The 11,814-nt window shown below is 64.9% G+C and carries 14 protein-coding genes; 10 read left to right on the top strand and 4 right to left on the bottom strand.

The window, feature by feature from the left end:
• Positions 1-40: 40 nt before the first annotated feature.
• Complete coding sequence (locus tag CH262_RS23800; protein WP_032383940.1) at positions 41-1,183, bottom strand: acyl-CoA dehydrogenase family protein; 1,143 nt, start codon at positions 1,181-1,183, stop codon at positions 41-43.
• A gap of 93 nt (positions 1,184-1,276) precedes the next feature.
• On the opposite strand from CH262_RS23800, the gene CH262_RS23805 reads away from it, so the two are divergent.
• The 6 genes from CH262_RS23805 (at position 1,277) to CH262_RS23830 (ending at position 4,725) form a co-directional block, all read left to right on the top strand.
• A complete protein-coding gene (locus CH262_RS23805; RefSeq protein WP_230074079.1) occupies positions 1,277-1,858 on the top strand; it encodes a TetR/AcrR family transcriptional regulator in 582 nt (193 codons plus the stop codon).
• Positions 1,859-1,939: 81 nt separating this feature from the next.
• Positions 1,940-2,959 carry an LLM class flavin-dependent oxidoreductase gene (locus tag CH262_RS23810; RefSeq protein WP_027496194.1) on the top strand — a complete coding sequence of 340 codons (1,020 nt, stop codon included), beginning with the start codon at positions 1,940-1,942 and terminating at the stop codon, positions 2,957-2,959.
• 84 nt (positions 2,960-3,043) lie between these two features.
• A complete protein-coding gene (locus CH262_RS23815) occupies positions 3,044-3,850 on the top strand; it encodes a transglutaminase-like domain-containing protein (protein ID WP_027496193.1) in 807 nt (268 codons plus the stop codon).
• Positions 3,851-3,964: 114 nt separating this feature from the next.
• On the top strand, positions 3,965-4,135 hold the full coding sequence (locus tag CH262_RS23820; RefSeq protein ID WP_027495724.1) for a CsbD family protein: 171 nt from the start codon (positions 3,965-3,967) through the stop codon (positions 4,133-4,135).
• A gap of 88 nt (positions 4,136-4,223) precedes the next feature.
• Positions 4,224-4,481: a lipopolysaccharide assembly protein LapA domain-containing protein gene (locus tag CH262_RS23825; protein WP_174557318.1), complete on the top strand. Its 258-nt coding sequence runs from the start codon at positions 4,224-4,226 to the stop codon at positions 4,479-4,481.
• Positions 4,482-4,509: 28 nt separating this feature from the next.
• Positions 4,510-4,725 carry a hypothetical protein gene (locus CH262_RS23830; protein ID WP_032368864.1) on the top strand — a complete coding sequence of 72 codons (216 nt, stop codon included), beginning with the start codon at positions 4,510-4,512 and terminating at the stop codon, positions 4,723-4,725.
• Between the two features lie 11 nt (positions 4,726-4,736).
• Here the strand turns inward: CH262_RS23830 and CH262_RS23835 are convergent, their stop codons facing one another.
• The 3 genes from CH262_RS23835 to thiD all read right to left on the bottom strand — a co-directional run bounded on the left by CH262_RS23835 (position 4,737) and on the right by thiD (position 7,490).
• Entirely contained in the window at positions 4,737-6,242 is a 1,506-nt protein-coding gene (locus tag CH262_RS23835; protein WP_094718565.1) for a Mur ligase family protein, read from the bottom strand.
• Positions 6,239-6,544, bottom strand: coding sequence for a membrane protein (locus tag CH262_RS23840; RefSeq protein WP_032364705.1), 306 nt, complete (start codon positions 6,542-6,544; stop codon positions 6,239-6,241). The genes CH262_RS23835 and CH262_RS23840 overlap by 4 nt, the downstream gene beginning before the upstream one ends.
• A gap of 154 nt (positions 6,545-6,698) precedes the next feature.
• On the bottom strand, positions 6,699-7,490 hold the full coding sequence (gene thiD / locus CH262_RS23845; protein WP_032368862.1) for a bifunctional hydroxymethylpyrimidine kinase/phosphomethylpyrimidine kinase: 792 nt from the start codon (positions 7,488-7,490) through the stop codon (positions 6,699-6,701).
• Positions 7,491-7,727: 237 nt separating this feature from the next.
• Here thiD and CH262_RS23850 point away from each other — a divergent pair, with 237 nt between their 5' ends.
• The 4 genes from CH262_RS23850 to CH262_RS23865 all read left to right on the top strand — a co-directional run bounded on the left by CH262_RS23850 (position 7,728) and on the right by CH262_RS23865 (position 11,804).
• Positions 7,728-8,165: an SRPBCC family protein gene (locus CH262_RS23850; RefSeq protein ID WP_027496188.1), complete on the top strand. Its 438-nt coding sequence runs from the start codon at positions 7,728-7,730 to the stop codon at positions 8,163-8,165.
• 171 nt (positions 8,166-8,336) lie between these two features.
• On the top strand, positions 8,337-9,707 hold the full coding sequence (locus tag CH262_RS23855; RefSeq protein WP_052056739.1) for an APC family permease: 1,371 nt from the start codon (positions 8,337-8,339) through the stop codon (positions 9,705-9,707).
• Positions 9,704-11,296 (top strand): phytoene desaturase family protein, encoded by a 1,593-nt coding sequence (locus CH262_RS23860; protein WP_094718566.1) that lies wholly within the window; start codon positions 9,704-9,706, stop codon positions 11,294-11,296. The genes CH262_RS23855 and CH262_RS23860 overlap by 4 nt, the downstream gene beginning before the upstream one ends.
• A gap of 157 nt (positions 11,297-11,453) precedes the next feature.
• Complete coding sequence (locus tag CH262_RS23865) at positions 11,454-11,804, top strand: STAS domain-containing protein (protein WP_141214482.1); 351 nt, start codon at positions 11,454-11,456, stop codon at positions 11,802-11,804.
• Positions 11,805-11,814: the final 10 nt, after the last annotated feature.

Genomic DNA, 11,814 nt, shown 5'->3' on the forward strand with positions numbered 1-11,814 from the left:
GATGTCCCCTACGTGTGTGTGGAAAGCAAGGTGCGGATGGTCAGTTGGTCGCGAGTGATCGGGCGATGACGAGACGCTGAATCTGGTTGGTGCCCTCGAAGATCTGCGTGATCTTGGCGTCGCGCATGTAGCGCTCGACGCGGAAGTCTCTGGTGTAGCCGTACCCGCCGAACACCTGCACGGCGTCGGTCGTCACCTTCATGGCCGCATCGGTAGCGATCAGCTTGGCCACAGAAGCGTTGCGGGAGTAAGGAAGTCCGGCGTCCCGACGGCGAGCCGCGTCGAGATAGGTCGCGCGTGCGGAGTCGACTGCGGCGGCCATGTCCGCCAGAACGAACCCCAGACCCTGATGGTCGATGATCTTCTTGCCGAACGCAGTGCGTTCCTGCGCGTACTTCACGGCATCGTCGAGTGCAGCCTGGGCGATTCCGACTGCGACAGCGGCGATTCCGAGCCTTCCGGCGTCCAGCGCACTGAAGGCGATCTGCAGTCCTTGGCCTTCCGCTCCGATGCGCCATTCGGTGGGAACGTGCACGTTGTCGTAGTGCGCCGACGTGGTCGGGATCGCATGCAACCCCATCTTCTCCTCGGGCTTGCCGAAACTGAGGCCTTCGGTCCCGTCGGGAACGAGAAAACACGAGATCCCTTTGGAGCCTTCGCCGGTGCGGGCGAACAGGTTGTAGAAATCAGCAACACCGCCGTGGGTGATCCATGCTTTGGACCCGTTGACCGTGTACCCACCGTCAGCCGCGCTCGCCTTGCAACTCAGGGCCGCTGCGTCGGAACCGGCCTGCGCCTCGGACAGCGAATAGGCACCGATCTGCGACCCGCCGAGCATGTCGGGAAGCTTGTCGGCCTTCTGCTGATCGGTACCGAACGCCATTACGGGATAGCAGGCCAAACCGTGCACGCTCACCGCGACTGCAACGGCCGCCCATCGTGATGCCAATTCCTCGAGTACTTGGAGGTACACCTCGTACGGCTGACCTCCGCCGCCCCATTCCTCCGCGTACGGCAGGCTCAACAGTCCGGCTTCGCCGAGAGTGGCGAACACTCCCGTCGGATAGGTCTCGTTGCGCTCGTGTTCGTCGACGATCGGGTCGAGCACCTTGTCTGCCACATCGCGGGTCAGCGCGAGAAGGTCGCGCGCTTCGGCGGTGGGCAACAGACGAGCGACGGGCACTAGAACCTCCGGGATGTTCGGCATCAGTACTGAAGAATGATCCGCAGTACTGATGCACAGTACTGCACAAGACGATGCAGTACCATCCTGGATGTGAACGCACCCGTGACCTCGCATGCCACGGCTCGCCGTTCGGAATTGTTCGACCAACTCGTCAGCCTGTTCCTGGCCGAGGGGTTCGCTCACCTGACGCTCGACACCATCGCAGCTCGCCTCCGCTGCTCCAAATCCACCTTGTACACGTTGGCGTCGAGCAAGGATCAGTTGGTGGGCGGCGCAACCGTGCACTACTTCAAGTCCATGACCACCCAGGTCGAGAATGCGGTCGCCGAGGTCGACGGAACCCGCAACCGCATCACCACGTATCTCACCGCAGTCGGTGCCGCTCTGGAATCTGCGTCCGAGCAATTCATGACCGATCTCGCGTCGCTCGAATCGGCCCGTTCGGTGTACGAACGCAACACCGCAATCGCGGCACGACGGGTCCAGGAGCTGATCAGCGAGGGTGTGGCGAGTGGCGAGGTACGCGACGTCCATGCGGCATTCGTCGGTGACGTCGCATCCTCGGTCATGGTGCGCATCCAGACGCGCGAGGTGTTCCGCCTGACCGGTCTGAGTGACGGCGACGCCTACCTCGAACTGGCGAAGTTGTTGACGGCGGGTATCGGGGCGTAGTGCCGGCACCGGGGAATGAATCGACCCGGCTGAGCGCTGAGTCGTACGAACATAGTTGATCCTTCAACGAAAGAGCGCACGATGAAGAAGATCGGATTTCTGTCCTTCGGACACTGGTCACCGTCCCCGCAGTCGCAGACCCGATCGGCATCGGATGTGCTGTTGCAGTCGATCGACCTCGCGGTCGCGGCCGAGGAACTCGGAGCCGATGGTGCGTACTACCGCGTCCATCACTTCGCCAATCAGCTCTCTTCACCGTTTCCGCTGCTCGCCGCCGTCGGAGCCAGGACGAGCACCATCGAAATCGGTACCGGCGTCATCGACATGCGGTACGAGAATCCCTTCTACATGGCCGAGGATTCCGGCTCTGCCGACCTCATCTCGGGCGGGCGGTTGCAACTCGGCGTGAGTCGGGGATCGCCCGAACAGGTCATCGAGGGGTACCGCCACTTCGGATACTCCCCCGCGGAGGGCTCCGACCATGCGGACATGGCTCGCGAGCACACCCGCATCTACCTCGATCTGCTGGAAGGCAAGGGCTTCGCTCAGCCGAACCCGCGGCCGATGTTCCCCAACCCGCCTGGCCTGCTGCGCCTCGAACCTCACGCACCGGGTCTGCGCCAACGAATCTGGTGGGGCGCAGGCACCCGCGAGACGGCCGAGTGGACGGCGCGCCAGGGCATGAATCTGATGAGCTCCACACTTCTCAGCGAAGACACCGGGGTGCCTTTCCATCAGTTGCAAGCCGAACAGATCGAACGCTTCCACAAGACGTGGAGCGACGCGGGCCACGACTTCGCTCCTCGAACATCCGTGAGCCGCAGCATCTTTCCGATCGTCAACGATCTCGACCGCGCCTACTTCGGCCGAGAGGGCAGCGGCGACGACCAAGTCGGCTACCTCGACGGCGGCAAGGCTCGTTTCGGCAAGACCTACGCGGGTGAGCCCGATCGGCTGATCGAAGAACTGGCAGCGGACGAGGCGATCGCCGCCGCGGATACTCTGCTGCTCACCGTCCCGAACCAGTTGGGTGTGGAGTACTGCGCACACGTTCTGGAGACGCTGCTGCGCGACGTGGCCCCCGCACTGGGGTGGCGTTGATCACTCGGTGACCAGGGGCGATTGGTTTCGGCGGATACGGGTACTGGCAGCAGGTTCACCCGCCCCCACCTGCCAGGAGTCCTCATGCTCAAACGCGACGTATCCGCGCGCCTCGATGTAGACATCACCGCCGCCACCACTCTCGAATTCCAGATCGCCATCGCACCGCACCCCGGTACGACGGTCACCGAATCGCTCTCCTTCGTTCTCGACGGTAATCCCGTCGAGGCGAAGGAGGTCAGCGGACCGCACGGCAACCGCATTCACGTCATGCCCGCCGACGTCGGCAACTTACAGGTCTCGTACGACGCCACCATCCTGGGCAACACCACCCCGGCCCCCGTCACCGACTACGACATGTCGCTCTACCTTCGGCCCAGCCGCTACGCCGAAGCAGACAAGTTCTACGGTTTCGCCGCAACAGAATTCGGCGATTACGCCGATTCCGAGGAACTGCTGGCCAAGATCTCCGCCTGGGTGGGCGCACGTCTGAATTACGTTCCAGGAAGCAGTGATCCGATCGACGGAGCCGTCGACACGCTGCTTGCAGGCCAGGGAGTGTGCCGCGACTACTCGCATCTGGTCGTCGCGATGCTGCGCGCTGTCAATGTTCCTGCCCGCCTCGTAGCCGTGTACGCGCCCGGATGCGATCCGATGGATTTCCATGCCGTCGCCGAGGCGTTCGTCGGCGGCCAGTGGCGTGTCGTCGACGCCACGTGCCTGGCACCGCGGTCCACTCTGGTTCGCATTTCGGTAGGCCGCGATGCCGCCGATACCGCATTCCTGGACAACCACAAGGGTGCCATCACCCTGAACAGTTCCGTGGTCACCGCCGTGGTCGACGGCGAGCTTCCGCACGACGACATCACTGAGCTGGTCTCCCTCACCTGACCGCCGCGGTCGCTCGAGTGATGCAGATCACTTTCGCGCGACGTTTGCTTTCGGCCTCGAAAACCGACTATCTATCCGTTACCAACAATCACAGCCACCCGAAAGGTGCACACCATGAGCTTCATCGACAAGGCCAAGAACGCAGCAGAAGACGCCATCGGCAAGGCGAAGGAAGTTGTCGGCGACGCAACCAACAACAAGGACCTCGAAGCCGAGGGCAAGAAGGATCAGGGTTCGGCCGGCGTCAAGAAGGTCGGCGAGAACATCAAGGACACCTTCAAGTAACCAGCAGCCCCGCATCGAGTGCCGCCGGTCACCGCGATCGGCGGCACTCGGTTTCTGCTCACCTTCCACTTCACAGAACGGAACCCTCATGATTGCAACATCGGACACCACAACCACCAAGCGCCGCGGCGGATTCGCCTCGAAGTTGGCCCTCCTCGTCACGGTCGTGCTCGTTGCAGCACTGGTCATCTTCGTGCTGCAGAACACCGTTCACAGCACGATCAACTTCCTCGGCTGGAACTTCGATCTCGGGCAGGGCGTCGCAATGCTCGGTGCAGCCGTCGTCGGAGCGATCATCGCGCTGACGGCAACAGCAGCAGTCAAGGTTCGACGGGCCGTCCGCTGACAACCTCCCCCACGACAGGACTTCCCGCATGATCCCGCTGCTGGCCCGCAAGTATCTTTACCGCTACCTTGTCGTCGCGATCGGCTTGCCCATTGCTGCCCGGCTCCTGGCATTTGCCGGCGTGAGCCTCGAAAAGCGAACGGGCAGAGCCAATGTCGTATCCAATGCCCTGAAGTCCGCCGGCAGGTTCGCACAGCGTCGAGCAGACAAATCCGCTCGGAAACGTACGTCCGCAGCGCAGTAGCGGTAACGCGTTCAACTCCGCGCGACGTGGGCGGCGAGGACGTCGCGCAACACCTCACGGTCGTCGAATCGCAGGATGTGGTCGCCGTACACCTGTTCGGCATCGCAGCCCCGGCCTGCCACAACCACGGCATCCCCGGGCTGAGCAATGGCCACAGCGTGCTCCACGGCACGCCGCCTGTCGGCTTCGACTACCACCACCGCTGAGTGTGCAGCCCGAGCTCCCTCTTCCACTGCGGCTCGGATGGTGCCGGGGTCCTCCGACAGCGGACTCTCGTCGCTGACGATCACCACATCGGCCAACGTGGCTGCCGTTCGCCCGAGTGGAAACCGCTTACCCGGGTCACGTTCGCCCGTTGCCCCGACGACGACGATCAGTCGACCCGAGACCACGCTGCGGACGAACGGCAGCAGCGCCCGCTGACCTGCCGTGTTGTGCACGTAGTCCACGACGGCCAGGAAAGGCTGTCCGACGTCGACACGTTCGAGGCGGCCGGGAACGGCGTCGAGGCGTTCGAGTCCTGCCGCGACTGCTGCGATGTCGCGGCCGGCCGCCAACGCCATGGTCAGTGCGGCCAGAGCGTTCTCGGCCTGGTGCGGACCCAGCAGAGGTAGGCGGATCTCGACATCGCCCATCGGGGTTCGCGCTGTCAGGGACGTTCCGACGTCGGTGCACTCGATGTTCTCGCCGCGAACATCGGCACCGCGATCGGCCGTGGACCACGTCCAACAGGGAATATCGAGGCGTCCCGCCAGGATTTTGCCGTGCGGATCGCCGACGTTGACCACAGCGCGTGTCGATCGGTGCGCCGAGAACAGCTCGGCCTTCGCGGCGAAGTAACTGTCCATGTCTCCGTGGTAATCGAGGTGATCCGGCGTGAGATTGAGGAACCCCATCACCGCGAAACGGAGACCGTCGACGCGGTGCTCGGTGACGGCGTGAGAGGACACCTCGAGGGCAACCGCCGTAGCGCCCTCGTCTCGGAAACGGCGCAGAGTCCGATGCACTGTGGCCGCCTCGGGCGTAGTTCTGGCCGATTTTTCCCCGCCGTGCGGCCCCACCAAACCGATTCCGGTCATGGTCGCCACGGAGTCTCCCGCAGCAGCGAGCCCGGCTCCGAGCAGCAGGGTGGTGCTCGTCTTTCCGTTGGTCCCGGTGACTCCGTACAGATCGAGGTCTCGGTGCGCGAACCGATGAATTCGAGCGCACACCTCCCCAACCCGGCGGCGCGGGTTCGGCACGACGAGTGTCGGCAGAACCGTCGAGGCCCGGTCCGACAACGCCGCCACTGCCCCTCGGGCCTTGGCCTCGAGCTCGAAGTCGAGGCCGTGCGCTCGGCGGCCGGGCAACGCCACGTACAGGTCACCGGGACGAACCGTTCGCGAGTCGTCGCTTGCCCCGGTCACTCGCACGGAACGAATCGGCGGCGCAGCGCCGATCGAGAGTGCCAGCTCGTTCAGTTCCACGCCGACGCCGATCGACGACGTGCCACCCCTGCCGAGATCGGGCTCGATCAATGCCCCGCAGGGTCGGTCAGGTTCTTGCCTTCCTGTGCCTTGACCCGGCGACGCTCGAGCAACACCAGAACCGTGCCTGCGACGAGCAGAACGGGCGCGAGGACCGCGCCCGTCCACGCCCAACCCTCGAAACCGTAGCCGGCCGCAGTCAAGGTCAGTCCGAGGCTGACCAGCGCGAGACCGATACAGATGTAGCCGGGCCAGTTGCGCGCGTCGACGATCGCTTCCCCGGCGTGCCCGCGCATCGTGCGGTCGTCGTCGTTCGCTTCGGCACCGGAGTCGGCGGGGTCATGTTGGGCCATGGTGTCTCCTCGACTGCTGTTCGCTTCACCGGCGACGCATTCCGGGCCTGCAGGAACACGTCGATTACGTCAGTGTCCCCGCGGCGAACCCGTCCAAACATGAAGCCTCGCAGCACTCGAGGCAGACCCGTGATCGATATCCGGGCCGGCGGGCTCAGTTCTGCCAGGCGACGGCAGCGAACGGAGCGTGACTCGACAACCGGCCGACGATGCCGGCATGCGCGAAGTCCTTTGCCGTGGCCACTGCGTCGAGCACGCCGGATCCCTTGGCCAGCTCGGCAGTGATGGCAGCTGCGAACACGCATCCTGCGCCGGACACCCTCTCGTCGCCGATCTTCGGGGCGCGCAGGACGGTGAGGTCCTTTCCGTCGAACACGACGTCGACGGCTTCGTCTCCGGGTAGGCCGGCACCACCCTTGACCACGACGTACTGGGGGCCGAGGTCGGCGATCCTCCTGGCTGCCTCACCGAGATCCTCGACGGTGTCGATGGAGTCCATTCCGGACAACGTCGTCGCCTCGAACAGGTTGGGTGTGATGACGGTGGCCAGCGGAAGAATGTCGCGACGGAGCGCATTGTCGGTGTCGAGAGCCGCACCGGGTTCCTGGCCCTTGCAGATCAGCACGGGATCGACCACCACATGACGCCACGGCTGCAGGCGCAGTGATTCCGCGACCGTGGCGACGGTCGCGGGGGTGCCCAGCATGCCGATCTTGACGACATCGAGATCGTGAGCGGCGGTGGCCACTTCGATTTGATCTGCGATCACCGAACTGTCGATCGGCACGAAGCGGTGGCCCCATTCGGCCTTCGGATCGAAGGACACGATGCACGTGATGGTGCCGACCCCGTAGACCCCCAACCGCTCGAACGTCTTGAGATCTGCTTGCAGACCAGCCCCGCCGGTGGCTTCCGAACCTGCGATCACGTACGCGATTGTCGACATCGGCCCATTATGGCAACCGACGCCCCATACCGCGCCGGGTGGTCGAGAAGCCGCGTGCGCCGGGCCCACTGCCGCGTTGTGCCCCGGCTCAGCGGCAGGTAGCGTCACCGATATCCGAGTCGAGTCCAGGCCGGTCCCCCACTGCGCAACCGCCGTACGTGTGCCCCGAGAACGGCGGCATACCAACGCTTTTCGTTCGGCGTAGCGGCGTACCGAGATGACGACGGAGGTCCGAGCGTGACGACGAAACGCGACACCACAGCTCGATGCGAGGACGTGTGGAACGTTCTTGCCGATGGCTGGTCCTACGCAATGTGGGTGGTCGGTGCATCCCGAATCAGAGCGGTCGACGCGGCGTGGCCTGCTCCCGGCAGTGTCATCCACCATTCGGTCGGAGCCTGGCCGCTCGTGCTCAGCGACGTCACGCGCTCGGTCGCCGTCCACGAGAACCGCGAATTACAGCTGGAAGCCCGGGCCATGCCGTTCGGACGCGCCTCCATCACCGTCCGGCTGCACCCGACAGCAACCGGCTGCACGATCGAAATGATCGAGCACGCGAGCACACCGCCGTTCGAGCTCGTGCCCAACCGGGTTCAACATGCGCTGTCTCACCCCCGAAATTCCGAGGCACTCAGGCGTCTCGCACTGTTGGCGGAGCGCGCATCGAACCCGTAGAACCTGCCGCGTCCGGCGCGGCCGGCTCGCCGAAACGTCTGTGCCGCAACCGATCGAGAGAACACGGTTGAAGACCGAACACACCGGGCATGCGATTGCCATGACATCCCCGCTGCGTCGTTCGATTCGATCTGTCTCCAGCACCAGCCCCCGAAGCGGGAACCGGCACTGATGGCGTCCGACCACAGTCCGAGCGTCCACCCGGACGGCTCCGAGTCCGACGGGTCGTCGACGCCACTGCGCCGGGCGATCTCGGGCAAGTTGTTGTTCGTCTTCATTCTCGGTGACGTGCTGGGCGCCGGGATCTACGCTCTCGTCGGGGAAATCGCGGGTGAGGTCGGCGGAGCGATCTGGCTGCCGATGCTGCTCGCTCTCCTGATGGCCTTGCTCACTGCGGCGTCCTACGCCGAATTGGTGACCAAGTACCCCCGAGCGGGCGGGGCGGCGGTGTTCGCCCAGCGAGCCTTCGGGCGACCGATAGTGTCGTTCCTCGTCGGATTCTCGATGCTCGCGGCTGGCGTGACGAGCGCGGGAGGTCTGGCGCTGGCCTTCTCGGGCGACTATCTCGCAGTGTTCCTCGATGTGCCCGCCGTGCCTGCGGCGGTCGTCTTCCTTCTCCTCGTCGGACTTCTCAATGCCCGCGGGATCACCGAATCTCTCCGGGCCAACCTCGGTATGACGGTGATCGAGGTGTCCGGTCTCGTCGTGATCATCGCCCTGGCCGGGCTCGTTCTGAGCCGCGGCGACGGCGCACCGTCACGGGTGCTCGAATTCACCGACGACACCACGCCGACGCTGGCAGTGCTGGGGGCGGCTCTGCTCGCCTTCTACTCGTTCGTGGGGTTCGAGACTTCGGCCAACATCGCCGAGGAGGTCGAGGATGTGCGGCGGGTGTATCCCCGGGCTCTGCTCGGAGCCGTCACGACAGCCGGAGTGGTCTATGTGCTGGTCGGTCTCGCAGTCTCGACGGTCGTTCCGGCGGATACGCTGGCCCAGTCCACCGGTCCGCTGCTCGAGGTCGTCGACGCCGCCGACGCCGGAATCCCACCGTGGGTCTTCAGTCTGGTCGCCCTCGTGGCCGTCGCCAACGGCGCCTTGCTGACGATGATCATGGCGTCGAGATTGACCTTCGGCATGGCCCGCGACGGATTGCTTCCGGTCGCCCTGGCCAAGGTGCTGCCCGGCCGCAAGACTCCGTGGGCGGCCATTGTCGCGACCACTGTGGTCGCAATGGCGTTGTGCACCACCGGCTCCGTGGCCGCACTCGCCGAAACGGTGGTGCTGCTTCTGTTGTTCGTCTTCATCAGTACCAACATTGCCGTGCTCGTGCTGCGTCGAGACCGATCCGACACCGACCACTTCCGAACGCCGACGGCGCTTCCCGTCCTGGCGTTGATCACATGCGCCGTGCTGCTCACTCAGCAGTCCGCGGCCACGTGGCTCCGCGCCGGGCTGCTGCTCGCAGTCGGAATCGCGCTGTACTACGTCGGTAGGGTTGTGAGCAACAAGACCGCGACCGAGCCCAGGAGCATCACCCGATGACCACCACAGAGGTCGACGCAGTCGTCATAGGTAGCGGTCACAACGGATTGGTCGCCGCCGCGGCGATGGCCGACGCGGGGTGGGACGTCGTGATTCTCGAGGCGGCCGAACTACCCGGCGGCGCCGTCCGCAGTGCCGAACTGGTTCCTGGATTCACCAGCGACCTGTTCAGCGCGTTCTATCCGCTGGCTGTGTCCTCGCCCGCCATGACAGCACTCGAGCTCGAGCGTCACGGACTGACGTGGTCTCACTCGCCGACGGTCTACGGCCACGCGCGATCCCCGGAGGACACCGACGCTCCGGTCGTCCATCACGACGTCGAGGCGACCGCTGCTCTGTTGCGTGAGCACGACGTACGCGACGGTGACACGTGGCTGCGCCTGTTCGAGCAGTGGGAACGTATTCGCACTCCCCTGCTCGGTTCGCTCTTCGGGCCGTTTCCACCGGTACTGCCGGCAGCACGATTGGCGCGCACTCTCGGCGTCTCCGAGACACTGCGCTTCGTCCGGTTCGCTGCGTTGCCTGCACGGGTGATGGCCCACGAGCTGTTCCACAGCGAGGCCGCGCGGTGCCTGCTCCTGGGCAATGCGATGCACGGCGACGTACCCACCGACGCGCCGGTGAGCGGAATGATGGGATATCTGCTGACGATGCTCGCGCAGGACGTCGGGTATCCGGCACCCGTAGGTGGATCGTCGGCTTTGACCGACGCGTTGATTCGCCGGGCTCAGGCCTCGGGTGCTGTGCTGACGTGCAGTCGACCCGTCGAGTCCATCGATGTGCGGAGCGGTCGTGCACGCGCCGTGCACACGACAGGTGGCGAGACGTTTCGCGCTCGACGAGCGATCGTTGCCGACGTGTCGGCCCCCGCACTGTACGGGTCGTTGCTGCCCTTCGATGCGGTCCCGCGTCGCGTGCACGACGACCTACGTACGTTCGAGTGGGACACCCCGGTGGTCAAGCTCAACTACGCTCTCGACCGCCGAATACCTTGGCGCTCGGCATCTTTGGCCGACGCGGGCACCGTCCACCTCGGCGCGGACGACAACGGCCTGGTCCATTGGGCGGCCGATCTCACGACCGGGGTTCTCCCGCAGAGCCCGTTCATGTTGTTCGGCCAGATGACCACAGCGGACCGGTCCAGATCGCCCGAGGGCACCGAAAGCGCTTGGGCCTACACACATCTGCCGCGCGGGGTCGTCGACGACTCGGCCGCCGAGATCGTCGCCGACCGCGTCGATCAGGTGTTGGAACAGCACGCCCCGGGATTCGCCGATTCGGTGGTGGGACGGGTGGTGCAAAGACCGAGCGATCTGCACGGCGCCGATGCCAACCTGCACGGCGGTGCGGTCAACGGCGGTACCGCACAACTGCAGCAGCAGTTGATCTTTCGTCCCACGCCAGGATTGGGGCGCGCGGAGACCCCGGTGGAAGGATTGTTCCTCGGGTCCGCGTCCGCCCACCCCGGGGGCGGAGTCCACGGTGCGGCCGGGGCCAACGCCGCTCGGGCCGCACTCGGCCAGCGAGGGGCGAGCGGATGGGCGCGAAAGAAAGTCACCAGTGCACTGATCGAATTCCTGACCCGATGACGGCGTTATCGAAACGAGATCTTTCGTTACCGACTCGAGATCGTCGACATCACCGTCCGACATCTCGCACTGGCATCGTTGACTACACAACAAACCAGCGAGCAGGCGGAGACACCAGCCGGCCGCGCACTTCTCCGGAAGAGGTCTCGACATGTCGATGAGCATTGCCACCATGGACAACGCCGTTCGCGACGACGAAGCCGAGTTCCGACTCGACACCATCGTCCGTTCCGACGGGAACAACATCCTGCGGGCCTTCGGTGAACTCGACATGTCGACCCGGGCCGAATTCGTCCACGGCCTCGATCGCCTGGCCGCCGTTTCCTCCGTGGTCACGATCGACCTGTCCGAGGTGTCGTTCGTCTACTCGGGAGTCGCGAATGCCATCGTCGATGCGACCTACACCCACCCGGGCAAGATCGTTATCCACGCGCCGGCACGTTCGGTGCGCATGGTCCTCGACGTACTGGGTGCAGGCGACCTGTTCGTCGACGCGCCTGGATCGTGAATCGGACACG

Source organism: Rhodococcus sp. 05-2255-1e, assembly GCF_002259025.1.
Classification (GTDB): domain Bacteria; phylum Actinomycetota; class Actinomycetes; order Mycobacteriales; family Mycobacteriaceae; genus Rhodococcoides; species Rhodococcoides fascians.

Excerpts from the sequence above, each read along its gene's own strand:
- CH262_RS23810 (WP_027496194.1), top strand. The coding sequence starts at position 1,940 with ATGAAGAAGATCGGATTTCTGTCCTTCGGACACTGGTCACCGTCCCCG.
- CH262_RS23815 (WP_027496193.1), top strand. The coding sequence starts at position 3,044 with ATGCTCAAACGCGACGTATCCGCGCGCCTCGATGTAGACATCACCGCC.
- CH262_RS23820 (WP_027495724.1), top strand. The coding sequence starts at position 3,965 with ATGAGCTTCATCGACAAGGCCAAGAACGCAGCAGAAGACGCCATCGGC.
- CH262_RS23825 (WP_174557318.1), top strand. The coding sequence starts at position 4,224 with ATGATTGCAACATCGGACACCACAACCACCAAGCGCCGCGGCGGATTC.
- CH262_RS23830 (WP_032368864.1), top strand. The coding sequence starts at position 4,510 with ATGATCCCGCTGCTGGCCCGCAAGTATCTTTACCGCTACCTTGTCGTC.
- CH262_RS23840 (WP_032364705.1), bottom strand. The coding sequence starts at position 6,544 with ATGGCCCAACATGACCCCGCCGACTCCGGTGCCGAAGCGAACGACGAC.
- thiD (WP_032368862.1), bottom strand. The coding sequence starts at position 7,490 with ATGTCGACAATCGCGTACGTGATCGCAGGTTCGGAAGCCACCGGCGGG.
- CH262_RS23855 (WP_052056739.1), top strand. The coding sequence starts at position 8,337 with ATGGCGTCCGACCACAGTCCGAGCGTCCACCCGGACGGCTCCGAGTCC.
- CH262_RS23860 (WP_094718566.1), top strand. The coding sequence starts at position 9,704 with ATGACCACCACAGAGGTCGACGCAGTCGTCATAGGTAGCGGTCACAAC.
- CH262_RS23865 (WP_141214482.1), top strand. The coding sequence starts at position 11,454 with ATGAGCATTGCCACCATGGACAACGCCGTTCGCGACGACGAAGCCGAG.